Genomic DNA, 26,855 nt, shown 5'->3' with positions numbered 1-26,855 from the left:
TTGGATAGGTCTATATTACCAGTTCACTCTAAACAAATTCTGAACAAAACGGATTCCATCTCCAATCAGATTCAACATATCGAATATTCATGCCTGATTTTCGGCGATGCTTGCTATAACGCTTTTCTATAATGGAATAAAGATAAAGATTCGATTCTAACGAAGTAAGGACGTGCCCCCATGATTTCTGCTGATCTAAAGGAACAATATTACGAGGCGCTTGTGGCCAAAAATTCAGAATACGAAGGTTTATTCTATGTTGGGGTCCGAACCACAGGTGTGTTCTGTCGTCCCACATGCCCGGCGCGAAAGCCAAAATTCGAAAACTGCGAATTCTATGAGACGGCTCAGCAGGCACTCCTGGCTTCATATCGTCCTTGCCAGCGCTGTCGCCCGCTATCTCATCCCAATCAAGTATCGGATGTCGTTCGCATATTGGTGGACGCTGTCGAGAAACAACCGGATAAACGCTGGAAAGGACAGGATTTCAAGGCTCTCTCCATCGATGAATCCACGGCGCGCCGACAGTTCAAGAAGCGGTTCGGCATGACCTTTGTCGAATATGCTCGCGCTCGCCGCATGGGACTCGCCTTGAAAAATATTCGCTCCGGACGCACCGTGATCGATAGCCAATTATCTACCGGATATGAGTCAAGTAGCGGCTTTCGCGATGCCTTTTCACGGATCATGGGTGCTGCTCCCACTCAAGTGGATGAGGGACGTGTGCTAAAAGCGTCCTGGATTGACACCCGCCTTGGTCCGATGATGGCCATTGCAGATGACGAGGCTCTATATTTACTGGAATTTGTGGACCGAAGAGGCTTGGAGCGCGAGGTTGAGCGTCTGCGTAAACGAACCAAATCGGCTATTGTTCCTGGTACTACGGCTCCCATACAGTCCATTGAGCTTGAACTAAACGAGTATTTTCAGGGCGAAAGGACAGAATTCGACACACCGTTGTTCTGTTTAGGAACACCATTTCAAAAACGTGTGTGGGACGAGCTTATAGCCATTCCGGCAGGGGAGACAAGGTCGTATCAGGATATTGCGAATGCATTGGGGAAACCAACTGCGTGTCGAGCCGTGGCACAGGCGAATGGGGCCAATCAGCTTGCGATTGTGATCCCATGTCACCGAGTAATCAATGCCAGTGGCGAACTGGGCGGATACGGCGGGGGATTAACTCGCAAAAACTGGCTTTTGACGCACGAGAAACAGGAACCGGATAGCTGAATAACAGAATCAAGTAATGAAGTACGCATCAAATGTCCAAAGGAATGCATGATATAACAAAGGAGAGTCAACATAAATATGAGTACCTTAGAAGAGAAAGCAATGTTGTTCCAACAATACCATGTGAAAGGAAAACCACTTGTTCTGGTCAATGTCTGGGATGCCGGAAGCGCACAAGCCATTCAATCCGCTGGAGCAACGGCCATTGCAACCGGAAGCTGGTCCGTTGCTGCGGCCCATGGTGAGCAAGATGGTGAAGCCATGCCATTCCATCTGGTACTTGCCAATCTGGCACGGATTACAGCGAATGTGGAACTGCCTGTAACGATCGATATAGAGGGAGGGTATGGGAGGTCCGTGTCAGAAGTGAAGCAAAATATCCTGCAAGTTATCGATCATGGTGCTGTAGGAATCAACATTGAAGATCAACTTCCCGCTGGCTTGGGATTGTACACTGTGGAGGAGCAATGCCCGAGACTGTCTGCCGCCCGGGAAGCTGCGGAGCAGGCAGGCATACCGTTGTTCATTAACGCCCGTACAGATGTTTTTCTGCAACATGCACCAGATCAACATAACCACTCCCTTCTAGAGGAAACACTCATCCGTTCCAGGTCTTATGCAGATGCAGGAGCCAGCGGTCTGTTTGTACCTGGTTTGCAGGATCACCGATTGATTCAGGAATTGTGTGAGCGTTCACCGCTGCCAATTAACGTCATGGTTACGTCTCCTGAACCTTCACCAAAACAACTTGCTGCACTCGGTGTAGCTCGCTTAAGCTACGGACCTTATCCTTATCTGCAAGCTATGGAACACCTGAAAGAACTCGGGCGAAGCATTTTGATGGGTAGTTCCGAATCGTCATAAGCGATCACCTATGTTATAATCACCTCTATTGAACATTTACAGGAGGCAATTATGCTTAACGTGGAACAAAAGCTTGAAGTGCTACAATCGTATCCCCAACTGCAACGCAAAGATGTTTCTCTCGGTCGTGTTAATTTCCACTACGAAGAAAGTGCGTATGATAAAAAGATAGTTGCTCTCCATATTCACCCGAACGGTAACGGCTATATCTATGCGGGGCTACTGCCCAACGTTGAGACCGATGCTAAAGGATTCGTCAATATTCGTGATTACTCCGAAGCAGATCTGCGCACATTGTTAGATGAAACGATCCAATCGATGTCTCACAATCCCAACGCAGTTGAATTCGAAGAGCCAGAACAAGTAAAAGCTGCTGCTCCTGCATTGGCTACAACCTCTACGGGCGGCGGAACGTGGATCGATGAAGATGGACATACGTTGACTTTAAAATATGAAGATGACATGTGGTATGTGTACTCGGGTGTTAATCTGGATATGGCTTTCGAAACGCGTAGCGAAGCTGGCGAGTATCTCAAAGACGAAGGATTCAAACCACAAGCTCAGGCTTAACACATACACATTCAGTTTGGATTGCACAAAGATGGTTGGATGTATATTCAGTGATTTAGGATGATACCAAAAACACGAGGCGCGTTCGCACCTCGTGTTTTTCTGATTACAGTGGAGTTTCATTCCTCCGTTATCGCGTAATGATTAGTTCAACTTATACAGATTCCTTTATACAACAGTTTCCCGTTAGTCTTTTTTGGATTTCATGGTTAGCGGCGCATTCTTCATCATCGGGTACGTGCTCAGAAGTAGCGTACCACCAATGCACCCCAGAACGGTGAACAATGTCATGCGATTGATCCTAGCAATCCACAACATAAACTCACCAAGATCGCCCAATGTAATTATCAGCGTGATAATCAGACTCACCCCAAAGAACATAATGAAGAAGTTACGTAACCCCAATCGCATCCAACAAACCGTTGGGAAGACAGAGATTCCCAGTACGAGAAAGCCGCACATCAGATCGATCCACAGGTAGGATAAGAAATGATATTCGCTTGAATACAACATGCCTGGTTGATAAAGGGTAACGTCAACAATCCCTTTTTCCTGAAGCAGATGTATGAGGAAATACGCCACATGCAGAATGGCCATAGTGCCTGCAACCATCCATAACGAGTTCATATAGAAGGACTTCATGAATTGAATTCGTGTACTGCCCATACCGATCGCAACTGGAAACAGTGTAATAATTCCCCCGATTGCAAAGGTACATATCCCTCCGTACATGGGACCAAACAGTTGCGTAGCATACGAGACATCAAAGATGAAGCCAATGGCCAGATATACGACGGTGAGCATAAGCGCAATAGATGAAAATATCATCAAATACAAACGCATATCATCCCGAATCAGTCGGTTCGTACCTTTTACTGCGTTCATGGTTTAACCCCCTCTTGATTACGGGTTCTGTTAACCAAATAATCCTGTAATGTCGCTTTCTCAATGGAAAGCCCCTGTGCATGAGCGATATCCTTCCACATTTTCGAATAGGGCTCATCAATCATTACTTTCACAGTCGACCCCATCTGGGAAGACTCTATAACTTTAACACCTGCTGTGACTCGGTTAACATCTTCAATTCCCCCTGTTAGAAGAACTCCTTTTTCGCGCATCTCTTCCATCGATTGATTTAATAACACCTCTCCGGCTTGCAAAACGATAAGGGACTCACATAAGGGCTGAATCTCCTCAATATGATGGCTGGATATCAGGATCAGACGCGGGTTATCTTCATAACTTTCCAGTAGCGCATTGTAGAAGAATTTACGCTTCTCCGCATCGAGTCCATTGGTAGGTTCATCTAGAATAGTTATCTTAGCATTACTGGCAAGACCCAATATAATCTGGGCGGCAGTCTTCATACCTTTCGAAAATTTAATGATCTTCTTCTTCGTCGGTAGTTCGAACACATCGATTAAACGCTCCGCCAAATCCTGATTCCACTGTGGATGAAAATATTGTCCCATTTGAACCATGTCACTAACTGTCCAGTTTTTCCCCAGGGGATGATTCTCCTGGATGTAGCACAGATGCTCTTGGGCAGCCAGATTATTATAGGGGTCTTGACCCATGATCTGGACGGTTCCACTGTCCGGGCGGTTATGCCCTGCAAGTAAACTCATCAGTGTTGTTTTCCCAGCTCCATTTCTTCCCCAGATGGCACTAATGATCGGTTCACTCTCATGTAGCGTAACCTGGTTCAACACAGGCGTCTTCTGGTAGCTGTAGTTGACCTGCTCCATATGAATCATAAGTCACTCTCCTTATCCTTCTTGCCGCGAATCAGATCAATGATCATGTCTTCATTCATGTGAATCCGTCTGGCTTCTTCAAGTAAAGGCTTGATGTATTCTTCATAAAAATCCTGCTTCCGTTCAACAAGCAATGCTTCTCTTGCTCCCTTCGCAACAAACATTCCAACACCTCGCTGTTTGTATATAATCCCCTTGTCCACGAGCTCCTGCAGTCCTTTGCGGGCTGTAGCCGGATTGATATTGTAAAATCGTGACAGCTCGTTGGTTGAGGGAACCTGTTCTTCCACCTTCAATCTGCCCTCCACAATATCGTCCATAATCATCGTGGCAATCTGATGAAAAATAGGCTGAGATTCATCCAAAGTCGATTTCATGTGCTTCCAACTTTCATACGTATTCATTAATCAGTTAGTCGGTTAGTTACTCATGTAACTAACTATAGTATACAAAAACGCAAATGTAAATAGGCGAACCTAATTTATCATCTTTCCTATCTTCGCTCTGTTGTATTGATTAATCAGACCGTCCAGGACTACGGATTGCTGGATCACTTCAGGATGAAGCAGACTGCCGTACTCCATATGCATGCGATATAACAACTGTCTGGCATCTTCGATCCGTGATATCAAATCCAGGCGATCCATAGTATCCCTCCTTTTTGTCATATTTTAGTGTATTATGCCAATCAAAAGCGCATGTAAGATACGACATACTTATTCTTCCACTTCAATACACAAAAAAGAACGCCTCTGAAATAAATCAGAAGCGTTTCTTTTAACATTTTATTAAGTTCCAAATCCATGATCAGCAGGTCTCATAATTTCGGGGTTCGGGATCTCCTTGCCTGAGACAGGTTCCGTAACAGGAGCTACGATAAACACAACGATACTACAGGTAGCTATCAGCAAAGCCAACTTTCTCTTCATTGAGTTTCTGCACCTCACTAATTATCATTTTGTATTGCTGTTTCGCCGTCTCAGATGCAAAATCCCTGTATTGCTCAAACAGTCCGACACCTCTAAGCATACCTCGTCCACTGCTAATTTCAATAGAAAATCTTAAACTATCCAGAACAAATTCTATACCTATATGAAACTCGTCTTTCTTTAAATAATATGCGCCCAAATCTGCTAAAAGTCGTAAATAACGATCATCCGTAACCTGTCTGCTGACTTTGCCAATTCGGTTACTCTGTTCCTGATAAGTAAAGTATGATTCATACTGTTTAAGTACATGATCAATATCCTTATCATAGCGATTAGCCGCCGTTACAATATCACATAACGCTGGGAATATCTCATTTTCCTTTGTTGAAATATAAGCCAGATAATCAGGTAATACCTCAAACTGACCACCCATTAAATGATATATATAACGGTTAGCTTCGGCCCATTCCTGAAACTGATTCATAACGACGATTTCGTCTTTATCCGGACTCTTCACCCAACTGTTATCCGTATACAAAGAAACATACTTCAGCGCACCGGTATAGTCCTTCAAATGATAGCAGGCACTACCAGAAGCTAGATAGGAGTACAGAATATAAAAGACAATTGGTCTTTTGGTCTCTTCTTGTTTCCTTCGGCCATTCATCTCATAATGGATGGACGCTTTCAGCTTCAATTTTTCAGATAATTCCTGAACCTTACTCCATCTATGCAATGCCCCAAAAGCATTAATCAGTTCGTTAAGCGCATCCAATTGATAGCGTTCATCCAGCCGATCCACATAATATTCAAACCGGGCTGCAATAATCAGATTCCGCTGCTGATCATTCGTCAGTCCCAACCTGAACAGTCGATATTGACAGAGTGCAAGCCGCTCGGAATGTTGCATTTTCTCACTCTCGGCGATATTTTCATATAGAAGAATGGCCGGTTTGAATTTACCCGCTTGGTAGAATTCTTCAGCCACTTCAAATAATAAGGGGATATAAGATAGATTATCCATCATCAGACGAATAACCTCTTCAATACAGTTTAACTTGTCCAACTCGGCACAGCGTTGAAGGAAGGGTCCCAATCTTCGCCAGTCCGGGGTTGCGTGTACAAAACATTCATCTATGTATAACTCATAGAAATAACCTTCTTCCAATCTCATGGCAGAAGTAATACGATCCAACTGCTGCATGGCAATAGGCCGATTTTTATTCAAAATATTGCTCAGCGTACCCGAATTAATCCCTGACGTCTCTGAAAAATGACTAATAGACATCTGTTCACGCTTCAGATAACTTTCCAAATGATCGCGTATCGTGGTTGTCGGCTCCAAACGAACACCACCCTCCAAAATAAAAAAACCATAAACAGGATTATCGGTATGCAAAAGTAATTATATGTAATTAGAAAGTAGCGGTCAATATAATAAATTCAACTAATTTGTAATATAACCATTTTAATCCTTTAATTAAAACAAGATTTCTATTCTTATTTTATATCGGAAACTCGTCCGACATCAAACTCGAAAACAGACAAAAAACACGAGCCATCTACGGGCTCGTGTTCTCAACTGACTCAGCAGTCAGCATACTCACTATAACTTGGATTTAAGGCAGTATATTGCCTGCCGCACGGTAAATTTCATACCACTCTAGACGAGTGAGATGAACATCTCCCGCTTTCACACAGTCTTTCAGACGCTCAATATTCATTGTACCTGTCACTGGCTGCATTTGCGCAGGATGGCGAAGCAACCACGCGATCGCAATCGTTGTATTACTCACATCATACTTCGCAGCAATCTCGTCGATCTTCGCATTCAATTCCGGGAACTTATCGCTACCCAGGAATACGCCTTCGAAGAATCCGTACTGGAACGGAGACCATGGCTGAATCGTGATATCATGCAGACGACAATAATCAAGGATACTGCCGTCACGGTTCACCGCAGCTTCGTTCTCCATGTTCACGTTGATTCCACTGTCAATCATCGTGGTATTGGTAATACTCATCTGCAACTGGTTAGCTACCAGTGGCTGTTTCACGTATTTTTTCAACAATTCGATCTGATTCGGATTCTGGTTGGACACCCCGAAGTGACGTACTTTGCCTTCGCGCTCCAATTGATCAAAGGCTTCAGCCACTTCCTCCGGCTCAACCAAAGTATCTGGACGGTGCAACAGCAGAACGTCAAGATATTCCGTTTTCAGACGTTGCAGGATGCCATCGACCGAATTCAGAATGTGCTCTTTGGAGAAATCAAACATGCCTTTGCGGATACCGCATTTGGATTGAAGAATCATATTTTCACGAACTTGGGGATTCATCTGCACCGCTTCGGCGAAGATCTCCTCACATGTTCCTGTACCATAAATGTCGGCATGGTCAAAGAAATTCGCGCCAACCTCCATTGCAGAACGAACAAAATGTTCGGCTTCCTTGCCGTCTAGTGAATTAATCCGCATGCAGCCCACGGCCACTACAGGTACTTCTAGTGCGCTGCTACCCAATTTAATGGTTCTCAAGATGTTTTCCCTCCATATTCGAATATTATCGTGTATCTTACCTTTGATTGTGACACAAATCTGCAATCGGTTTCAATAGATTTATCCTACATTCATATGGAGAAATGATAGGATTTCAACCTCAGCCTGTAATTAGACAGGAGTGAGTTATACGTTTTCCGGTACGATAACCTCAATATGCCTTGGCAGGACAGTGATGTGAATCGGCAGAGCAGGGCCTTCCTCACCATCTACATTGGTGCGAATGGCTTCGGCTGAGCGTACATGGACTTCTTTTGCCGTAAAATAATCCACATCCTTATGGTCCTTCAGACTGCCAAACAACAGGGAAGTGCCCAGGGTCAAGCTGTTGAACACACTGATGTTACGAACAACAAAACAATGAATCAGACCATCGTCCACCGCAGCATCCGGGGACAACTTCTCGAATCCTCCGACCGAATTGGTCAGTGCCGCCAGAAAAAGAGGAGATTCCCCTTCCCAAATCTGGCCGTCATGTTCAATGGTCAATTGATTGGCTGGTGTATTCACCAGGTCTTTCAAGCCTTCTTTCAGATATGCGAATGAACCTAGCTTCGACTTCTCTTCTGAGGATACAGAGAACAGAGCTTCCGCCAAAGACCCTGCAGCCACCACGTTGGCAAACAGGCGATCATTGATTTTCCCCAGGTCCACAATATGGGTCTGATCCGAACGTAACTGCCTAATGGCCTCCTCCGGGTCAAGCGAGATATTCAGCGCACGTGCAAAATCATTCACCGTACCCAGCGGTACGACGCCCAGTCGGGGACGATGGTCCTGATCCATCATGCCGTTAATCGTCTCATGCAGCGTGCCATCGCCTCCGATGGAAATAACCAGATCACAGCCGTCCTTGCAGGCGTTCAGGCAGTAGTTGGTCGCATCACCTTCTCCGGCTGTCTCGTTAACAACCACCTCATACTGCTGTGACTCCAAAATTTCTCTGACTTGGGACACATACTGCTCGGCCTCTTCCTTACCTGACGATGGATTACTAATGATCATGGCTTGGCGCATACTCACATCTTCCCCTCCAAATTGGCATCTTTACTTCATCTATACCCGTTTCAAGGGTGGGTTGAATAGGTTCTGCGGAAGATATGCAATTTTTTTTGATAAAGATGTCTCTGAAGAGTGCAGAGCAGGGTTTGTTTCATATAGAATAGAAGTAGAAGAAATACCTATTACGAAATCTCTTGTTCCTTTTTCCCGTTGACGGGTTAATAACTATAGATGTGCTTTTAGCCGAACCTGCAAATGTTAAACTGTTCAATTTACACTGAACACTCCGTGGGCAGAACAACCTTCGTTATCGTGTAAATACTATACTTATCTAACTCAATCTGTTCGGATTATTTTATAATTCTAAAAATCGGAGGGAATGCATGCAATGAAAAGAATGACTCTACTATTTCTAGTATTCATCCTGAGTCTCGGGGCATCGGGGCAAGCCATGGCTTACACGACTACAGACTTGGGTGAGGGAATCATTGAAGATCCCGCTTTGGAGGACGGACTGAAGCTAATCCTGAACAAACCTCTGGATGTTCCATTGACTTCATCGGATCTGGAGCAGCTTGAAGTGGTAGATCTGAGCAATGCAGGTATTCAAAGCCTGTCCGGTCTGGAATATGCAACCAACCTGACTCACCTCCGATTATATGGAAATGAGATTGAGGATCTCACACCACTGGAGCACCTAACCCAGCTTCGCGAGATCGATGTTCGCAACAACTATATTACATCCATACACGCACTTGCTGAATTGAAAGACTTGGGACGGCTGTATATCAGCAATAACTCCATATCTTCCATAGAAGTTGTACGTGGGTTCACCCGATTACATACGTTCCACGCCAGTGGCAACCAGATTGCCAGTCTTGCGGCCCTCACGGATACGGATGCACTGAAGTGGCTTGAGATCTCAAACAATACGATTAGCGATCTGACACCGCTCATGGGTAAAACGCGGCTCCAACAACTCAATGTAGCGAATAACCAGATTCAGACGCTGGACGTACTGGCTGAATTGCCAAATACACTGCGGAATCTGAATGTGGCAGGTAATCAAATCACGGATCTGACACCGCTGGAGCACATGACACGGCTGCGGATACTTGATATCTCTGGTAACCAAGTACAGCACCTCAAAGGGCTTGAGGGACTGATTGGGCTAACAGAGCTGAATGCAGAATCTAATCAGATCTACGATCTGGAACCTTTACGTGAGCATTCCAGCCTGGACGTGTTGAAATTATCCAACAACCGGGTGTGGGATCTGACACCGATTGCAGGTTTTACGTTTACCCGTGATCAGTCAGCGACGAATGCCATACAGGATATCTCGGCTTCCACCTCGTTATCATCCGGTATTCAGACGTCTGTCTCAGAGGTTGAACCTGCGGGACTCACGGTGCAGAACAACTATCTGGATGTCGCGAGCGGCAGTCATACCATGCAGCTTCTGAACCGGATGAATGTGCGGGAGCAGAAACGAACGCCTCAGGGCAGCTTCCAGCGTCTGATTGAAGGGTCCACCACCGCCTATGTAGGTGATCGTGCTTATGCACTGGATGCTGCACCTTTTATCGATGAAGGCCGGACCTATGTGCCTTTGCGCTTTGTCTCGGAGCAGTTAAACGCCAGTGTGAACTGGAACAGCGGTACGCGAGAAGCTGTGATCACACAGAATGACAAGACCATCCGTTGGAGCGTGGGCAATAAACAAGTCGTCGTGAATGATGCGCTTGCGATCCATGATGCTCCTCTCTTGATGAAAAATGGCAAAGCATTTGTACCGGTTCGCTTCATTTCGGAGCAGTTCAATACGACGGTTGCCTATATCGGAAGCAGCAAAACGATTCTGGTTTTTGAAAATAAACAGCTTGGTGAAAGTGTGCAACCTTAATTTGTGTCTCACGTTCATTTGCAGCCATAAGAGAATATGAGAAACATAGCGCAAGTCCCCGTCTGAATAATCAGCGGGGATTTTGTTGTGTTATGACAGTTGTGTTAAGACATTGGATAATGGTATATGGGTAGAGTCAATCACAAGTGAATACTGCATATGATCTGTCTGTGCGGATATGAACGTATGATACTCCATCTTGGATTAGGGTAAATTTCACACGGTTTAGCACATCTTCTTTTGCAGTGGGAGTTGTTATACTGAACGTAATATATATGACAACTGAGGTTCAATCGAGGAGGAAATTCACATGACATTCACGTTCAGTGGTTATTCCACAACCCAAGATAACCCGTGGAGAGAGCTATATTTTGTACCGACAAATGAAAACGCTAACTTAAAACTGACAGGCGAGCAGCACCAGCTTGTGGAAGGGTTTGGTGGCTGTTTCAACGAGCTTGGTTATATGGCCCTAGCCCACTTAAACGAGGAGCAGCGCCATGAGGTATTTCATTCCCTCTTCCATCCGGAAGGTGATCATAAGTTTAACATCTGTCGCCTGCCGATCGGCGCAAGTGATTATGCGGAGCAATGGTATAGCCACAACGAGGTGGACGGCGACGTGGCCATGGAACACTTTTCGATCGAACGTGATTTCAAGTATCTGATCCCTTACATCAAGGAAGCTCTGACTTATAACCCGAACCTGCAATTCTTCGCCTCCCCATGGAGTCCGCCAACGTGGATGAAGTCACCCAAGGCCTATAACTATGGCACGCTTCGTTGGGAGAAAGATATTCTGGAGGCCTACGCCCTGTATTTCGTAAAATTTGTACAGGCTTACCGTGAAGTAGGCATTACCATCCATCAGGTGCATGTGCAGAACGAAGTGATTGCAGATCAGAAATTCCCTTCTTGCATGTGGACAGGTGAGCAACTCCGTGAGTTCATCGCCGATTATCTGGGCCCGGCTTTTGACAAGCACGGTCTGGATACGGAAATCTGGCTGGGAACGATCAACGCTCCTGATCCATGGGAAGAATTGATCAAGAAAAAAACAAATGACTTCGACGAGTACGCCGGGCTTGTCCTGAGTGACCCGAAGGCCTATTCCTATATCAAAGGTGTTGGATATCAATGGGCAGGCAAAAATGCGATTCAACGTACCTCGGCGAGTTATCCGGAGTTACGTTATATGCAGACCGAGAACGAATGCGGTGATGGCAACAACTCATGGAACTACGCCAAATATGTATATAACCTCTACCAGCATTACTTCAGCAACGGAGTGAACGCGTACATCTACTGGAACATGGTTCTGGAACCGAAAGGCCGCAGCACATGGGGCTGGGAGCAGAACTCCATGATCACGATAGATCCGGACACGACAGAGGTTACTCTGAACCCCGAGTATTATGTGATGAAGCACTTCGCACATCATATTGTTCCTGGTGCTCGAAGAGTCGGCCTGTCTGGCGCCTGGAGCGGTAAATCCGTTGCTTTCCGCAACCCGGATAACAGTCTCGTGATTGTCATCAACAATCCATTCCAGGACCGCCGTGACCTGTATCTAACCCTTGAAGAAGGACAGACCCTTCACATGGAATTGGAGGCCGATTCGTTCAACAGCATGGTTATTCAACCGAAATAATAATCAACACATCGATAAAAGCATGGATATCAAAGCGTCAGGCCCAAGAATTCCTCGGGCCGGCGCTATTTTTCATGGGCCAGACCATGCTTATTGTTACCATGATTACTCCTGTAGAACACAAGCCGAAGACGACTTAAATATAAAACGTCTCACCTTTTATATTTACAAATCTATAAATCTAGATATAATGTAATCCAGAGAACTTACTCTCATGTCCATCATATTATAGGAGTTATAGGAGGCAAAGCAGGCTCATTTCAGCATATTATATCTATTTTTCTATATATTTAAATTCATTGGAGGTACGCTTTACATGAAATCACAACAGGTCAACCCGCTCCTTATCCTGATTCTGGCATTAGGTGTATTCGGGATCATTACAACAGAAATGGGAATTGTGGGAGTACTTCCTCAGGTTGCGCATAAATTCGGTATCTCGGCTGCACAGGCTGGTTGGCTGGTCAGTCTATTTGCGCTGGTTGTAGCCATTGCAGGCCCTTTTCTCACCTTGCTGGCGTCCGGCATCAATCGCAAATTCATCCTGTTGGCCGCTGTGCTGATGTTTGCTATCTCGAACGTTGTTTATGCCTACGCCACAACATTTGATACCATGCTGATCTTCCGTATCATTCCCGCACTATTCCATCCCGTCTTCTTTTCCGTAGCCCTGGTCACCAGTACTCAACTTGTTCCAGCAGAGAAAAGTAGCCAGGCCGTCGCTAAAGTCTTTACCGGAGTTACCGCGGGCTTTGCCTTTGGCGTGCCACTGACATCGTATCTTGCTGAACGGCTATCCCTCGAAATCGCCTTCCTGTTTGGAGCGATGGTCAGTGTGGTCGCTTTGATCGGCATATGGATCTGGCTGCCCTCCATGCCCGTGAAGGAAAAGATGTCCTATGGCAAGCAACTCGGTATTCTGCGCAAACCTGGATTATGGCTGAATGTTGCCGCAGTCATTTTTATATTCGCCGCCATGTTCTCTGTATACAGCTATTTCGCCGAGTATCTTGGACAGGTCACCCAAATGAGCGGATCATGGATCAGCGTTATGCTGACCGTCTTTGGTGTCGTCATGATCATCGGAAATTTGGGGTTTGGACAGTTTCTGCGTAAGAGCATGGTCCGTACTGTTCTCATGTTCCCGCTGCTGTATGTAGCAGCTTACGCACTCGTCTATTGGGCCGGTCCCCACTTCATGTGGATGGTTATTGTAGTCATCATCTGGGCATCCGTGCATTCAGGAGGATTAATTGTAAGCCAAACCTGGTTAACCGCCGAAGCGCAGGACGCGCCTGAATTTGGCAACAGCTTGTATGTATCCTTTTCCAACCTCGGTATTACCTTGGGTACTGCCATCGGCGGATGGTTCTTATCAAACCCGGGTATACATCAATTGATCTGGAGCGGGATGATATTTGCACTGATCGCTTTAGTCTTGATCTGGATTAAAATCAAATGCTTCAACCGCGCAGCAGCCTAGGGTAAATAGATGCTCAGGAATGGGACATTTGGCGATCCAGTATTAATTTCATCTGGGTATCCAGCTGGTAAGGCATAGATATGGGATCGGTAACAGCAAATTCCGTATACTCGGTCATATACACCTGATTTTGCCTCACTGCGGGCATTTCCTGCCACCAAACGCTATTCGATATACGTTGATACCGCTCCGAATCCAGCACCGTCAGGAACAAGTGGTCACCTGCATAGGATGTAACTTGCTCCTCTGAGATCATGAGATAAGCCTGACGGTCAATTAATTCCTTCTGAACCCGCTCTGGTGCCTGAAGCCCAAGGCCATCATACAGATTGTAGGCTCCCCTACACCAGTAATTGCCGAATACATAGATCGAATCGTCGCGTATTTCCATCACGGAGAACGTATCTGTGCTTTTAATGACACCCTTCAACCGGGATTTCAGGCGCTGAGTTTTGCGTTCATATTGCTTCATTACCTTCTCCGCTTCTGGCCCCTTACCGAATACCTCTCCAAGTTTCTGTAACAATACGAATGGCTTATGGTCGTTCTGTGAAAAGATATATGTCGGCGCGATTGGTGATAACGCATCGTATTCCTCCTGATTTCCAACGAGAATCATCTCAGGCTGCAAATAGGAAATCTCCTGTGGGTCCAGCGGTACGCTGTTAACCTTGTGGAAACTCGCACTTAACGGGGTTAGATAATGCTCATTGGACAGATTTTTGGCAACCGCCGCCGGGCGAATTCCAAGGGCAAGCAGATGACCGAGACAACTCATCACACAGATGTTGGACGAGCTCTGCCGGTGGTTAAGAATGAACTGACCTGGGGAGATTCCTTCCATCTGTTTAAAGCGTCGATTGAAATAGTACTCATCCCGATATCCCACCAGGGTCGCCACCTCTTTCATACGTCCTCCGCGTAAAAGCAGTTGTTTGGCATGTTCCATCCGCAGCGTTGTCATATAATCCGACAGATTCGTTCCTGTGAGTTGCCTGAACCAATGGGTAAATCTGCGCTTGCTAATTCTGGCCTGTGCCGCCAGATCCTCCACTGTAATTTCCTCATTGTAGCGGCCCTTTAGCTGCGAAATGATCTCGGATATATTCGCTCTCGTGTGCTCACTGGAGACTTCTCCTTCGTACTCATGGGTATCTTTCAGCACCATACTCATTAATCTCTGAAACTGGGTGTGAATGCCGACTCGTTGTTTGCGATCCTGTACCATACGACGGTCTTCAATTCCCCTGATCCGCTGCAATATGGATCGAAATCCCGCCGTGTCCATCTCACGGGTCTCGACGAGGGCCGGGGACATTCTATGCTCCGAATCATGCAAGGTAAAGGCGACTAACCACGCGGATAACAACGTCTCTTCGTTTATTTGAATCTCTACCGTGTGTCCTGCATTCATAACAAGGGGAACCCCATATTGCAGCTCATGTATCTTACCATCGCAGATAAGTAGACCCTCTCCCTCCTCCACCACAATCATGATCTCGGTTGTTAGTGTTTGTGGTGGAATGTCATCGTTAGGTGATAAATGCTGTAGAGCCAACCCGTGAAGTTCGTAATAAATGCTGGGAACACCGTACCGGGTTTTGAGATGAGTCAGATCCAAAATCAGCTCTCCTTTTCATGATAACCATTATCAATTAGAGCCATCATAACTCAACTCTTCCTCGGTTATCAATGGCCGGAACCTGCCCATAACCAGCCTATTAATGCAAAAAAAACGTCCTAATCTTCCATTGAATGCATTCTTGAACGGCATTACACTTGATTTATTGATAATGATTATCAGTAAATGCTTAATCATACAGGGGGATATTCATGAGACACAAAATGTCGAGACTCACCACGTTGCTCACTTTATGTTTAGTGGTACTGGTTGCATCAGCTTGTGGTAAAACAGCTGATACAGCCAGCAACACAGCGGCGCAGAACACCAGTCAAACGACCACCCAATCCGAGGAAAAAGGAAACCAGATGGCGACCGATGCTTATGGAAATCAGGTGGAGATTCCCATAGCGCCCAAACGCATCGTATACACCGACAACACAGTTGGAGATCTGTTGATTTTCGGTATCAAGCCTGTAGGTGTAGTACAACAAGGTTTGCAATACGCGACGTATAAAGACGAACTGAAAGACGTTGCAGATATCGGCTGGCCGCCAAGTCCCGAGAAGATTGTGGAACTTCAGCCCGATCTGATTATTACCTCAACTCCAGACCAAAAGCAGAATGAGACCCTCTCCAAGATTGCACCGGTGATCCTGACCAATGAATGGGACCCTATGCCTGTTCGGATCAATCGTCTGGGTGAATGGCTTGGCAACAAGCAAGTACCCGAAGAATTCCTTGCACAGCATAATGCAAAGATTGTGAAGATGTGGAACGACCTACAGCAGGACGGCACCATTGAGAAGGACGAGACGGCATCCGTATTCCAATACATGATCGGCCAAAAACGATTAAGTGTGTACACGACCAGTTACCTGCCTGGTTTCGTCTATAACGAAGATGGATTTAAGCCAACCGCAGCGATTCAGAAAATGATTGATAACCCGGATGACTATGGCTATGCCGATATTTCCATTGAACAGCTGCCCGAAATTGCCGGGGACCGGATATTTATTGTGTATTACAGTGACGAAGAACTGAAGGAAGTCGAGAACATGACCAAAGGCCCTGTATGGAACCAACTGCCCGCTATCAAAGCCGGTAAAGTATATTTCGTAAATGGCGGTCTCGGAATATCGACAGACCCACTGGCGAGGGAAGAATTGATCAAACAACTGCCGATTATGCTCAAAAAATAAAGGGATTGCACCCAACCAATTATGGAGGTAAGCGATGACAGATTCACTTGAACTGTATGATGTGACCATCATCGGCGGAGGACCCGCCGGGTTGTACACAGCATTTTATAGCGGCATGAGAGAACTGAAGACCAAGGTTATCGAAGCACAGCATGAACTGGGCGGAAGAGTCCTGACATATCCTGAGAAAATGATATGGGATGTCGGGGCTATGCCTCCAATTCGTGGGGAACAGCTCATTGCACAGTTAATTGGACAAGCCCGTACATTCGATCCGACGATTGTTCTCGGTCAGCGGATTGTCGGCATGGAGCGTCAGGAAGATGGAGCCATTCTACTGAACGCTGATCAAGGCGAGCAACATCTGACCAAGACCGTGATTCTGGCTATTGGGTACGGAGAGCGCCAGAACGTCAAGCTTGAGATCGAAGGAGCAGATCGCTTCGAAGTGACCAACCTGCACTACACGGTTCAGGAACTGGAACGCTTCCGCAACCAGCGAGTATTAATCTCAGGTGGAGGTGATTCCGCTGTAGACTGGGCCAATGAGTTACAACCCATTGCCAGTAGCGTAACGATCGTTCATCGACGTGATCACTTTGGCGGTCTGGAGCGCAGTGTTACGACGATGAAGGACTCCTCCGTTCAAGTTCGGACACCCTATACCATAGAAGCGCTCCACAGCAGCGATGGGACACAAATTAATCGTGTATCACTCGTCCATACCGAGACTTCAGAGCGAGAGCAGCTGGAGGTCGATGCAGTTATCGTCAATCACGGTATGAAGTGCAACTATGGTACCATCCGGGAATGGGGACTGAATCTGGGTGAATGGAACCTGGAGGTGAAAGCAGATATGACGACTAACCTTCCCGGCGTATATGCCGCAGGTGATTTTGTCTCCTATGATAGTAAAGTTGAATTACTCGCAGGCACCTTCACCAGTGGTATTCTTGCATTGAACAGTGCCAAGCGTTATATACAACCCGATGCTTCTCCAATGGCATATGTCTCCTCACACAATGAGCTATTCAAAGAGAAAAACAGCGCTTTGGGTGTAGTTGAGGAAGAAGTTTAAAACGGTTAACACATAGAAACAACCTTCTGCACACCAAATAGCACCTGTTCCACTGCTTAGTACGCAGAACAGGTGCTATTTGGCGTTATATTATAATCATCGAAATCACAAGGGAAACACAAAGACGTCCAAACGCAAGCTTAAGGATTGTTCGCCAGGTAATTTCTCAGCCATTGCATGGCCGGACGTTCTGTACCATTACTGTTGACCAAGTGGGAGCCTGCCTGCCAGGTTTGATTCTGGTTGTAACCCCACAGCGTCACACCTTTAACAGCAGAGTGTTTCCACAGCACAGGGAATTTTTGCTGATAACGCTGCAATTGTGTATTATCATCACCTGTCATATCCAGCTCGGATACATAGATCGGCAACCCTGTTGCCGCAAGTTTGTTCAGTACCGTGTTCATCGTGCTCACCGAGACGTTGTCCATATTGAAATAATGTGCTTGGATACCGATGCCATCAACTAGACCCCTGTTTTTCAAAAGGTTGATAATCTGGATATATTGATCAGCTTTAGCCGGATCACCGATAATACCATATTCATTAATTAACAATTTGGAGTTAGGGAAGGCTTGTCTCGCTTGTTGGAATGACCAGATAACCCAATCCCAACCCGTTGCCCCATCTCCACCAATGGCATTGCGGTAAGATGGTTTCGCATGCAGAGGTTCGTTCACAACATCAACGAAGGCAGACTTCGAATACCGTTGTCCTGCTGCTTTAATCCATTGTGTCACTTCAGCCTTCTGGTCTGCAGCTGAGAGACCGTTAATCCATGTTGGCTGCTGGCTTCCCCATACGAGGGTATGAAACTTGAACGGAAATCCATTGTTATTAGCGTAGTTGTACGCCATATCTGCCTGCGACCAGTTCATCACATTTCGCGTGCCTTCCACAGCATCCCACTTGGTTGAATTCTCTGGGGTCACCTGATTCCAGTAAGGACTGAAATTAGAGGGTACACTACTTGCGATGATGTTCCCCAGGAATTTGCTACCTTTCGCTAAACTCGCACTCACACTACCAACCGCAACAGAAGCAGCGAGAATCCCTACCAATGCCAATGAGCCGACTGTCTTGAACCATTTGGACTTAATCAATATATGTCCTCCTTCGTTTCAAGTATTTTGTTAAGCGCTTACAATAACCACTTTACTGGATAATTATGGTTTTAGAAACCTGACAAATTATAGTATTTCACACTAATAATAGAGACCAATATTATATTTCCATCCATTTATCTACTCAAATCCTACATGATTGTTACATTGGAGTTTACATTCCCCAAATGTTTATCTAGTATGAAATGATACATATCTTTACACACACTAGATAACAAGGGAGATTACAACATGCGCAAAATTTCAACGAAACGTTTCGCCGGATGGCCTTTATCGTTCCTCTTATGTGCCTCCATTTTGTTCGCCCCTTTTGCTTCCACTCCGGTTCAGGCTGCTGAGGCAGACAAGGAAACCAAGATCACGTTGCTGGGTACATCGGATATTCATGGTCGATTCATGCCGTGGGACTATGCTTTGGATGGTCCAAACCCAACCGGAAGCATGACACAGCTCTACACCATTGTAAAAAAAGTGCGTGCGGAGAATCCCAATACGATCCTGCTGGATGCAGGAGACATGATTCAGGATAACTCGGCTGAGTTGTTCAATGATCAACCCCAATCTCCCATGATGGTTGCAATGAACGAAATGAAATATGACGCATGGGTTATGGGTAACCATGAGTTTAACTTTGGACTGGATGTACTGGAGAAGATCTCTTCCCAATTCAATGGACAGCCTCTCGTGGGTAACATTTTCAAAGAAAACGGCGACCGCTACATGCCTGCCTATACGATTATTGAGAAAGACGGCATCAAAGTCGGTGTTATTGGAATGAACACACCTATGATTACCGAGTTTGAGAAAGGTACGGATCACCTGGACGGCATCATCGTCAAAGATCCTGTGGAAGAGACCAAGAAGGCCATTGCCGAGCTGAAAGGCAACGTCGATGTCATGGTTGGACTTATGCATATGGGATTGGATAACGAGAACGGTAATCCGGGAACCGGAGTGACGGATATCGCCAATGCCAACCCGGAGCTGGCTGCCATTTTTGCCGGACACATGCATACCTTGATTGAATCCCAAACGGTTAACGGCGTATTGATCTCCGAACCGAATAAATATGGCTCACATATTTCACGAATCGATCTGACATTTGAAAAAGACGGCGACAAAGTCGTGCTGAAAAGCAAAGAAGCTCAAGCACTCGCTGTAAAAGCAGCAGACGGAACGTATGAAGTCTCCGATCCTGCCCTGGAAGAGACATTGCACCCGTTCCACGAGTTCGCTCGTGCCGATGCCAATATTGAAGTGGCTGAACTGAAAGGCACGAACCTGGTGCCTGCTGATGAGATTAAGGGTATCCCTGCGGTGCAGATCCAGGAAACACCTTTGTCTGATTTTTTCACCGAAGTGATGTTGCATTACAGTGATGCCGATGTGGTTGCGCACCAGATTGATAACGACAAGGCCAAGCTGGATGTAGGCCCAATCAAGAAAAAGGATATTGCATTCAACTACCAATACACCTTTGGTGAAGTGACCGTATATGAAGTAACCGGACGCGATCTGATGGATTATATGGAGTGGTCTGCGGGTTACTTCAACTCCACACGCCCGGGTGATGTGACGATCAGTTTTGATCCGAAACGACGTGCCTCCAAATACAGCACCGATGATTTCTTCGGTGGCGTGACGTATGAGATTGACCTGACCAAGCCATACGGCAGTCGGATTACGAATCTCAAGTACAGCAATGGGTCTGTAGTCAAAGAAGACGATACGCTGAAGCTCGGTATGAACGCCTACCGGATGGAAGCCCTGATTGCCAAAGGCGGCGCCATGGAAGGTCGTAAGTTCAAGCAGCTATGGTCCTCCAAGGACGCTTCAGCATTTGGTGAGATTCAAGGTACGATTCGTAACCTGTCCATCGCTTATTTGAAAGATGTCATGAAGGGTGTCTACGAACCGAAGATTCAGCACAACTGGAAAATCACCGGCGTAGACCTGACTGCACCAGAACGTGCAGATGTGGTGGAGTTAATTAACGATGGCATCATGTCCGTGCCGACAACGGAAGATGGCAAGTACACCAACATTGCCTCCATTAACATTTTGGATGTGGTGACTCAAGAAGAAATTGCTGCGCTATCTGCCAAAGCAGGTGTGAGTGCAGCACAATTCGCAGACGTGAAAACCAAGGGAGCGTTCTATCAACAGCTGAACAAAGCTCGCAAAGCAGCAGGTAATGGTGAGGAAGAAACTACACCTGAGAAGCCTACGACACCAACAGTGCCAAAACCAGCACCAACTCCAGGCACGCCGAAACCTGGTAAACCAGCAACACCAAGCACTGGAAAACCGGGAACTGTCACCAAAGGCAAACAAGCCAAGGTCACTGCAGCTTACCTGAACGTACGCGCTGGCGCTTCATCCAAAGCAAAGGTCGTTGCTGCGGTACCAACAGGTACCCTGCTTGAGGTAATTAGTACAGACAAGTATGGCTGGGTAAAAGTGAAGTTGGATGGACGTGTAGCATTCGTATACGGGAAATATGTGAGTATTTTGAAATAGATATAATCGCGAACGCACCACGCTTAACGAAGAAGAAAAAGGGCGATTCTCCCATGGAACTCATGGTCGAATCGCCCTTTTTTTGTTAACGAACATTTATAAGAATTGCTATAACTGCTCCATGGAAAAAAGTCATTTAGCCTTGTGGCAGGTTCTTAATTTTATCCATAAAAGCGTCCAGCTGGATACCATTCGTTTGTTCCGTAAAGTCACGTAATTCCTCCGACTCACCCTCATAGGCGGCAAGTACGTAGTCATCATCGACAATATAGTACGTGCCGTAGTGGGTGAACGAATATCCTCCCAGCTGTTCTCCGGTCGTCCCCTTTTTGACTACAGCGATAATCTCCATACCTGGTTTAAGTTCAGGCTCCACACCTGCGAAGTCAGCGTTGTAAAATAAAAAAGTATCCTCAGCTAAATCATCGCCTGTTACCACTTCATGTACCTTCACCTCATAGGAGATGAAATCAGGTTGGTAGGGTGTCATTCCATTAGCCCTGTCCTTATCAGCCATCTTTCGTTCAGGCGTGCCCGGTTCAGTCGACAGCTCCACACGAAAACTCGGCAACACCTTCACGACCTCCGCCACAACGACCCCATCCCCAAACGCCATGATTTCATTGAAGCTCACTTCCCTCATATTAATCGTCGCGGGAACGCCAGTGGATAGCGGATATTGCTCGCGGAGTTCCTTTATACGATCAGAGGACAACCTGATGCCTGCGGTATTATGCGATTCGGAAAAAGGGGACGAGCACCCGGTTAGACTAACCATAGTCAGTACGATACTTAACAACCAACATGTCATCTTGACTTGCAGCATATCCCATCTCCCTTTTCATGATTAAAAAATAAAACACAGACATCCATGTCTGTGCAGTCCATTAAAATTTCGGTTGTACTCGCTCCGGCCGGGTAATACGTAGTATATAAAAGTACCACTATTATAAAAAATATTTCATGACTAGCGACATACGTGTAATAAACGATTGATTACCGTATAGCTTTTTTCTTACGGATACCCATATGCTACCATATCTCTTTTTCCAGTTCCAGCCTGAATGGAATGATCTTTTTTCTTTTTTCCATTGATGTAAAGGAACTTTGATGTCTCTAAAACCGTCCATACCTATAGATGTATAAAAAAGGATGAGAGGTGAGTAACCCGATGTCCATTTTACGAAGATTATTCGTATTCCCGTTTATCTTGCTTCTGCTAACGCTCGGATGCGCAGATAGATCCGAGGAACAAGGAAAAGAGAAGCCACATGTACGAGGAATTATTATGGATTTTGAGGAAGAAAAGGGACAGGTCCTCATCGACAATACAGAGGATAACGGTGTTGAATCAGGACCGATCTGGATTTCGCTCAACACGGATGCCGAACTCATCATCGAAGGAGAGACGGCTACTGCCGCTTTGGATGAAACACTCGTTGGACGAAGCGCAGAAGTGTGGATCGGTGGGTATATCGCTCAGTCCTCCCCTCACCAAACCAATGCTGTAAAGATGGTGATTCATGAACTTAAAGCAAACTAAGCCGATACATTTCGTTTCACGTGGAACGCTTTGATACACTTATGAAAACAATTTACACACTCGAAGCATTTACTCCGTTAGCCTGCCTGCATATAGAGTATAATGAAGAGGTATACGATAAATGTACGGTGCAATAATTGTACAAAAACTAACGCAAAAGAGGTAAACGATGAGCGAGCAACAATTTAAAGATTATGGACTTGGTGAAGAGATCGTAAAAGCACTGGACAGTCTGGGCTATGAGACACCAACCGAGGTACAGACCAAAGTTATTCCTGTGGCACTGGAGAATCAGGATCTTGTGGTGAAATCACAGACAGGTAGTGGTAAAACAGCTGCATACGGCATTCCGCTCTGCGAGCTGGTGGATTGGAATGAGAATAAGCCACAGGCTTTGATTCTTACACCAACCCGGGAACTGGCTTTGCAGGTGAACGAAGATATTACAAATATCGGCCGCTTTAAGCGTATTAAAGCAACCGCACTGTACGGACAGTCCCCTTTTCATATCCAAAAAGCGGAGTTAAAACAAAGAACCCATGTGGCTGTTGGTACGCCAGGTCGGGTACTGGATCATATCGAACGTGGCACGCTGCCACTCGAACGGATCGCCTATCTCGTTATTGACGAGGCGGATGAGATGTTGAATATGGGCTTTATCGAGACGGTACAAGCGATCATTCAGAAACTGCCGCAGGAGCGAGTAACGATGTTGTTCTCCGCTACGTTCCCTGAAGATGTAGCCAAGCTGTCACGCAAATATATGAACAAACCGGTAGAGATCGAGATCAAGGCAAGTGGACTGACGACAGCCACGATTGAACATGCTGTGATTAACGTGCCCGAAGTGAACAAAACCGCGCTGCTTCAGGACTTGTTCATTGTGGAAAATCCGGATAGCTGCATTGTGTTCTGCCGTACGCAGGAGAATGTGGACAAACTGTTCCGGGTCATGGCTGACCTGGACTACCCAGCAGATCGTATCCATGGTGGTATGGAGCAGGATGAGCGGATCGAAGTGATGAACGCATTCCGGCGGGGACAATTCCGTTATCTGATCGCGACGGATGTAGCTGCACGTGGTATTGATATCACGAATATTACCCATGTCATCAACTACGATATTCCTTTGGAAAAAGAGGGATATGTTCACCGCACAGGCCGTACGGGTCGCGCAGGCAAAACAGGTAAAGCCATTACGTTGATTACACCGAAAGATGGCAGACGTCTGGCTGAGATTGAATCCTATATCGGATTCCAAATCCCTGTCGTGAAAGCCCCTTCCGAAGAGGCTGTGGATCGCCGCAGAGAAGATTTTGAGAAGCGATTGAAGATCGTGCCTGAACGCAAAAAGGACAAGCGTGAACAGTTGAACCAACAGATCATGAAGCTGAACTTCAACGGAGGCAAGAAGAAGAAACTTCGTGCCGTTGACTTTGTAGGTACCATCGCCAAGCTCGAAGGGGTAACCGCAGACGACATCGGGATCATTACGATTCTGGATAATGTGACGGATGTAGAGATCCTGAACGGCAAAGGCCCGCTAGTACTGGAGCTTATGCAAAACACAACGATCAAAAAGATGCAGCTTAAGGTTCGCAAAGGTCATAAATAGATTGGTGAATGTAGCACTGCCTTCCTAAACGCTTTAAACAAGACAAGCAGACCTGCTAAAATGACGTTATGGCAGGTCTGCTTGTGAATCGTCGTTATTGGATTATATTTATTGCGATTAAGAAGTATTCAAGTTTACCTATTAAACCTAAAGATAAAACTCATTAAAAATAGCGGAGTAAGGATCACCTTCCTTACTCCGCTGTTATCCTTTTATAGTGAGCCTAAGTAATTATCAATAACTTCCTGGATTTTTTGTTTAGTTAATAAGCCGCCTGGACCTCCGTTTGGACCTCCTCCTAAACCGCCCCCATATTCCGTTTGAAGGTGCGCTATGATATCAACTATGTTCAAATCAGTCACTCCGTTTATACCAGCAAGATCGAATACTCTCTTGTCAGGCTCAGATCCATAACCAAATCCAAAATAATTATTGATTGCATTAAAATGAATAGTCTCGTCAACAATCGTTTGAATTTGAGTCAATGTTTTCGGAAGTTGTGTTATAGCGTAATTGTCTTGCAATATGCCCTGGATGCCCACTAGGTACTCATTTGTAACACCTATAACTCCCGCATTAGCAAAAGTCGTCTCAGTAACTTCCGTCCATACACGCGAAATTGCTGCAGCATTGATCAAATTAAGTGCCGCTTGCTTCGTAATCTCCGCATTGACGATAGCTTGAATTCCTAAAACTGTTCTTGGAGAGCTTCCACCAGATTCGAGTGCAACTTTAACAGCTGACACATTGTCTGTCGTTACACCCGTAACACCTGCATTTACAAAAATTTCAATATCAATATTGGTCCATAAACCGGAAGCTGATGCAGCGTTAATTAAATCTAATGGTGTTGGTGTTGGTGTTGGTGTTGGTGTTGGTGTTGGTGTTGGTGTCGGTGTCGGTGTCGGTGTCGGTGTCGGTGTCGGTGTCGGTGTCGGTGTCGGTGTCGGTGTCGGTGTCGGTGTGCTTTCCTCCGTTTTTTTCCCTTCTTCTTTCCGTTCCATTATCACTTGCTCTGCCTGATAGGCTAAAGACACTAGGTCCGCTCGTGTAGCAGCCTCTGTATAATTCGTTGGGAAATCAACTTTTGCGTTTATTATAGCTTGAACATAACCTGCAGCCCAATCTGAAACTCCCTCTACTTTCGCGCCCTCTACAGGTTCAATATCAAGTACGCGTCCAACTGCGACCGCGGTCTCCTGGACAGTCATAGCCTTATTAGGGGTAAAGGTTTCATTTCCATTACCTATCATAATGCCAGCCTCTTTTACAGCTGTAATCTCTTCTACGGCCCAGTGTGTCAGCTCCACATCACTGAAAGGTTTTGTTGTTGGAGTCGTAGTTTCCGTTGCTCCAAGATTTAGGATTAACGCAGCGACTCTAGCAAATTGTGCACGATTCATATTCTCATTAAGTTTTGCTTCGCCGTTGATTCCGGAGAAAATTCCTTTCGCTACTAACTCATCATATTTTTGCTGCGCAGTACGATCTTGAGAGTCCGCGGCATTCCCTACTGTTGGAAAGAGTAAAGCTCCCATCAACAAAACCAGTGAAATTCGACTTAACTTCTTTTTCATAGCGTTTATCCCCCTTAAATTGCGAGCAAGATCACATAGGTCTATAGTATCATGTCAAGTGCATTACAAGAGCGAACTTAAAGTTTTCTTTAAGTTTCTTAAATGGGCTAATCTACCATATATCTTATAATATGCTTCCAGTTGTCAATAATCGATGTCGGTTGGAACGTATCCGGATCTGCGCCAGACGACTCAGTCTCATACCAATTGCCTATGAGCTGCGTAGCGCCCTCTGCACTGTGGGCATAATGATCATGCCACCAGCCAAGTATGTCGGGATGATGTTCACGCAACCATGCCCTCACCTCATCCTTTTCCCCATCCGGCAACAGCCGAAAGCTGTTCGGATCTGAGTCAGGCGGTAATACCTCCTTTAATGGGAGTGCTCGCTCCATCTTCTTCATTTTGCAAGATCACCTGAAGGTCTTCATCTACAATAAACTTGTCCATGACAGTTCACCTTCAACGCTGTTGTGAAATAAGTCTCTCCTCATTTTAACGCGTGTACCTGATTCTCTCTACATCATCGCACATGATATTTAAGCGCAATTCCCCCGCTCTCACCGCTCAACCTCGATGAAATGTCGGTTTGTTCAGCAATGGATGGATTGTTCACTTGAAA

General features: G+C 45.8%; 23 protein-coding genes. 11 read left to right on the top strand and 12 right to left on the bottom strand.

Translation table 11 applies throughout. From position 1 onward, the window contains the following. The first annotated feature begins 180 nt into the window (after positions 1 to 180). The 3 genes from HF638_RS22970 to HF638_RS22960 all read left to right on the top strand — a co-directional run bounded on the left by HF638_RS22970 (position 181) and on the right by HF638_RS22960 (position 2,667). Positions 181 to 1,233 carry a bifunctional transcriptional activator/DNA repair enzyme AdaA gene (locus HF638_RS22970; protein ID WP_169482232.1) on the top strand — a complete coding sequence of 351 codons (1,053 nt, stop codon included), beginning with the start codon at positions 181 to 183 and terminating at the stop codon, positions 1,231 to 1,233. A gap of 78 nt (positions 1,234 to 1,311) precedes the next feature. After that, complete coding sequence (locus HF638_RS22965; RefSeq protein ID WP_169482231.1) at positions 1,312 to 2,097, top strand: isocitrate lyase/PEP mutase family protein; 786 nt, start codon at positions 1,312 to 1,314, stop codon at positions 2,095 to 2,097. 51 nt (positions 2,098 to 2,148) lie between these two features. Further along, complete coding sequence (locus tag HF638_RS22960) at positions 2,149 to 2,667, top strand: hypothetical protein (RefSeq protein ID WP_169482230.1); 519 nt, start codon at positions 2,149 to 2,151, stop codon at positions 2,665 to 2,667. 186 nt (positions 2,668 to 2,853) lie between these two features. Here HF638_RS22960 and HF638_RS22955 read toward each other — a convergent pair whose 3' ends face one another. From HF638_RS22955 to HF638_RS22925, 7 genes are all read right to left on the bottom strand, one after another. Further along, positions 2,854 to 3,552 (bottom strand): hypothetical protein, encoded by a 699-nt coding sequence (locus HF638_RS22955; RefSeq protein WP_169482229.1) that lies wholly within the window; start codon positions 3,550 to 3,552, stop codon positions 2,854 to 2,856. After that, positions 3,549 to 4,424, bottom strand: a complete 876-nt coding sequence (locus HF638_RS22950) for an ATP-binding cassette domain-containing protein (RefSeq protein ID WP_169482228.1) — start codon at positions 4,422 to 4,424, stop codon at positions 3,549 to 3,551. Before HF638_RS22950 ends, HF638_RS22955 begins: the two co-directional genes overlap by 4 nt. Beyond that, positions 4,421 to 4,801 carry a GntR family transcriptional regulator gene (locus tag HF638_RS22945; RefSeq protein ID WP_062837083.1) on the bottom strand — a complete coding sequence of 127 codons (381 nt, stop codon included), beginning with the start codon at positions 4,799 to 4,801 and terminating at the stop codon, positions 4,421 to 4,423. Before HF638_RS22945 ends, HF638_RS22950 begins: the two co-directional genes overlap by 4 nt. Before the next feature lie 99 nt (positions 4,802 to 4,900). After that, complete coding sequence (locus HF638_RS22940) at positions 4,901 to 5,071, bottom strand: aspartyl-phosphate phosphatase Spo0E family protein (RefSeq protein WP_169482227.1); 171 nt, start codon at positions 5,069 to 5,071, stop codon at positions 4,901 to 4,903. 244 nt (positions 5,072 to 5,315) lie between these two features. Continuing rightward, on the bottom strand, positions 5,316 to 6,698 hold the full coding sequence (locus HF638_RS22935) for a transcriptional regulator (protein WP_169482226.1): 1,383 nt from the start codon (positions 6,696 to 6,698) through the stop codon (positions 5,316 to 5,318). A gap of 274 nt (positions 6,699 to 6,972) precedes the next feature. Continuing rightward, complete coding sequence (locus tag HF638_RS22930; protein WP_169482225.1) at positions 6,973 to 7,890, bottom strand: aldo/keto reductase; 918 nt, start codon at positions 7,888 to 7,890, stop codon at positions 6,973 to 6,975. A 147-nt stretch (positions 7,891 to 8,037) separates the two neighbouring features. After that, positions 8,038 to 8,928 (bottom strand): diacylglycerol/lipid kinase family protein, encoded by an 891-nt coding sequence (locus HF638_RS22925; protein ID WP_169482290.1) that lies wholly within the window; start codon positions 8,926 to 8,928, stop codon positions 8,038 to 8,040. A 373-nt stretch (positions 8,929 to 9,301) separates the two neighbouring features. On the opposite strand from HF638_RS22925, the gene HF638_RS22920 reads away from it, so the two are divergent. The 3 genes from HF638_RS22920 (at position 9,302) to HF638_RS22910 (ending at position 13,953) form a co-directional block, all read left to right on the top strand. After that, the gene (locus HF638_RS22920; protein ID WP_169482224.1) at positions 9,302 to 10,819 is read left to right on the top strand and encodes a leucine-rich repeat domain-containing protein; all 1,518 of its coding nucleotides are present in this window, start codon (positions 9,302 to 9,304) and stop codon (positions 10,817 to 10,819) included. A gap of 310 nt (positions 10,820 to 11,129) precedes the next feature. Then, positions 11,130 to 12,470, top strand: coding sequence for a glycoside hydrolase family 30 protein (locus HF638_RS22915; protein ID WP_169482223.1), 1,341 nt, complete (start codon positions 11,130 to 11,132; stop codon positions 12,468 to 12,470). A 316-nt stretch (positions 12,471 to 12,786) separates the two neighbouring features. Next, entirely contained in the window at positions 12,787 to 13,953 is a 1,167-nt protein-coding gene (locus HF638_RS22910; protein WP_169482222.1) for an MFS transporter, read from the top strand. A gap of 13 nt (positions 13,954 to 13,966) precedes the next feature. On the opposite strand, the gene HF638_RS22905 is transcribed toward HF638_RS22910, so the two are convergent. Then, entirely contained in the window at positions 13,967 to 15,574 is a 1,608-nt protein-coding gene (locus HF638_RS22905; RefSeq protein ID WP_169482221.1) for a helix-turn-helix domain-containing protein, read from the bottom strand. Between the two features lie 212 nt (positions 15,575 to 15,786). Between HF638_RS22905 and HF638_RS22900 the strand changes: the two genes are divergently transcribed. Next, complete coding sequence (locus tag HF638_RS22900; RefSeq protein ID WP_169482220.1) at positions 15,787 to 16,776, top strand: ABC transporter substrate-binding protein; 990 nt, start codon at positions 15,787 to 15,789, stop codon at positions 16,774 to 16,776. Positions 16,777 to 16,810: 34 nt separating this feature from the next. Further along, positions 16,811 to 17,854: an NAD(P)/FAD-dependent oxidoreductase gene (locus tag HF638_RS22895; protein ID WP_169482219.1), complete on the top strand. Its 1,044-nt coding sequence runs from the start codon at positions 16,811 to 16,813 to the stop codon at positions 17,852 to 17,854. Positions 17,855 to 17,994: 140 nt separating this feature from the next. Here the strand turns inward: HF638_RS22895 and HF638_RS22890 are convergent, their stop codons facing one another. Continuing rightward, positions 17,995 to 18,957, bottom strand: a complete 963-nt coding sequence (locus HF638_RS22890; RefSeq protein WP_169482218.1) for an endo-1,4-beta-xylanase — start codon at positions 18,955 to 18,957, stop codon at positions 17,995 to 17,997. A gap of 417 nt (positions 18,958 to 19,374) precedes the next feature. On the opposite strand from HF638_RS22890, the gene HF638_RS22885 reads away from it, so the two are divergent. Beyond that, positions 19,375 to 21,498, top strand: coding sequence for a 5'-nucleotidase C-terminal domain-containing protein (locus HF638_RS22885; RefSeq protein ID WP_481856169.1), 2,124 nt, complete (start codon positions 19,375 to 19,377; stop codon positions 21,496 to 21,498). A gap of 136 nt (positions 21,499 to 21,634) precedes the next feature. Here the strand turns inward: HF638_RS22885 and HF638_RS22880 are convergent, their stop codons facing one another. Next, entirely contained in the window at positions 21,635 to 22,324 is a 690-nt protein-coding gene (locus HF638_RS22880) for a hypothetical protein (protein WP_169482216.1), read from the bottom strand. Positions 22,325 to 22,669: 345 nt separating this feature from the next. Between HF638_RS22880 and HF638_RS22875 the strand changes: the two genes are divergently transcribed. Further along, entirely contained in the window at positions 22,670 to 23,041 is a 372-nt protein-coding gene (locus HF638_RS22875) for a hypothetical protein (protein ID WP_169482215.1), read from the top strand. A gap of 169 nt (positions 23,042 to 23,210) precedes the next feature. Continuing rightward, positions 23,211 to 24,656, top strand: a complete 1,446-nt coding sequence (locus HF638_RS22870; protein ID WP_169482214.1) for a DEAD/DEAH box helicase — start codon at positions 23,211 to 23,213, stop codon at positions 24,654 to 24,656. Positions 24,657 to 24,868: 212 nt separating this feature from the next. Here the strand turns inward: HF638_RS22870 and HF638_RS22865 are convergent, their stop codons facing one another. Next, positions 24,869 to 26,233, bottom strand: coding sequence for an S-layer homology domain-containing protein (locus HF638_RS22865; RefSeq protein ID WP_169482213.1), 1,365 nt, complete (start codon positions 26,231 to 26,233; stop codon positions 24,869 to 24,871). Between the two features lie 107 nt (positions 26,234 to 26,340). Then, positions 26,341 to 26,637, bottom strand: coding sequence for a hypothetical protein (locus tag HF638_RS22860; RefSeq protein ID WP_169482212.1), 297 nt, complete (start codon positions 26,635 to 26,637; stop codon positions 26,341 to 26,343). Between the last annotated feature and the right edge of the window lie 218 nt (positions 26,638 to 26,855).

This window comes from Paenibacillus sp. SZ31 (assembly GCF_012912005.1).
Lineage (GTDB): Bacteria > Bacillota > Bacilli > Paenibacillales > Paenibacillaceae > Paenibacillus.
Note: the sequence above shows the minus strand (reverse complement) of the source record. Positions and strands in the feature narration are given on the sequence as shown.

Excerpts from the sequence above, each read along its gene's own strand:
- HF638_RS22970 (WP_169482232.1), top strand. The coding sequence starts at position 181 with ATGATTTCTGCTGATCTAAAGGAACAATATTACGAGGCGCTTGTGGCC.
- HF638_RS22965 (WP_169482231.1), top strand. The coding sequence starts at position 1,312 with ATGAGTACCTTAGAAGAGAAAGCAATGTTGTTCCAACAATACCATGTG.
- HF638_RS22960 (WP_169482230.1), top strand. The coding sequence starts at position 2,149 with ATGCTTAACGTGGAACAAAAGCTTGAAGTGCTACAATCGTATCCCCAA.
- HF638_RS22955 (WP_169482229.1), bottom strand. The coding sequence starts at position 3,552 with ATGAACGCAGTAAAAGGTACGAACCGACTGATTCGGGATGATATGCGT.
- HF638_RS22950 (WP_169482228.1), bottom strand. The coding sequence starts at position 4,424 with ATGATTCATATGGAGCAGGTCAACTACAGCTACCAGAAGACGCCTGTG.
- HF638_RS22945 (WP_062837083.1), bottom strand. The coding sequence starts at position 4,801 with ATGAAATCGACTTTGGATGAATCTCAGCCTATTTTTCATCAGATTGCC.
- HF638_RS22940 (WP_169482227.1), bottom strand. The coding sequence starts at position 5,071 with ATGGATCGCCTGGATTTGATATCACGGATCGAAGATGCCAGACAGTTG.
- HF638_RS22925 (WP_169482290.1), bottom strand. The coding sequence starts at position 8,928 with ATGCGCCAAGCCATGATCATTAGTAATCCATCGTCAGGTAAGGAAGAG.
- HF638_RS22920 (WP_169482224.1), top strand. The coding sequence starts at position 9,302 with ATGAAAAGAATGACTCTACTATTTCTAGTATTCATCCTGAGTCTCGGG.
- HF638_RS22915 (WP_169482223.1), top strand. The coding sequence starts at position 11,130 with ATGACATTCACGTTCAGTGGTTATTCCACAACCCAAGATAACCCGTGG.
- HF638_RS22910 (WP_169482222.1), top strand. The coding sequence starts at position 12,787 with ATGAAATCACAACAGGTCAACCCGCTCCTTATCCTGATTCTGGCATTA.
- HF638_RS22900 (WP_169482220.1), top strand. The coding sequence starts at position 15,787 with ATGAGACACAAAATGTCGAGACTCACCACGTTGCTCACTTTATGTTTA.
- HF638_RS22895 (WP_169482219.1), top strand. The coding sequence starts at position 16,811 with ATGACAGATTCACTTGAACTGTATGATGTGACCATCATCGGCGGAGGA.
- HF638_RS22885 (WP_481856169.1), top strand. The coding sequence starts at position 19,375 with ATGCCGTGGGACTATGCTTTGGATGGTCCAAACCCAACCGGAAGCATG.
- HF638_RS22880 (WP_169482216.1), bottom strand. The coding sequence starts at position 22,324 with ATGCTGCAAGTCAAGATGACATGTTGGTTGTTAAGTATCGTACTGACT.
- HF638_RS22875 (WP_169482215.1), top strand. The coding sequence starts at position 22,670 with ATGTCCATTTTACGAAGATTATTCGTATTCCCGTTTATCTTGCTTCTG.
- HF638_RS22870 (WP_169482214.1), top strand. The coding sequence starts at position 23,211 with ATGAGCGAGCAACAATTTAAAGATTATGGACTTGGTGAAGAGATCGTA.
- HF638_RS22865 (WP_169482213.1), bottom strand. The coding sequence starts at position 26,233 with ATGAAAAAGAAGTTAAGTCGAATTTCACTGGTTTTGTTGATGGGAGCT.
- HF638_RS22860 (WP_169482212.1), bottom strand. The coding sequence starts at position 26,637 with ATGAAGAAGATGGAGCGAGCACTCCCATTAAAGGAGGTATTACCGCCT.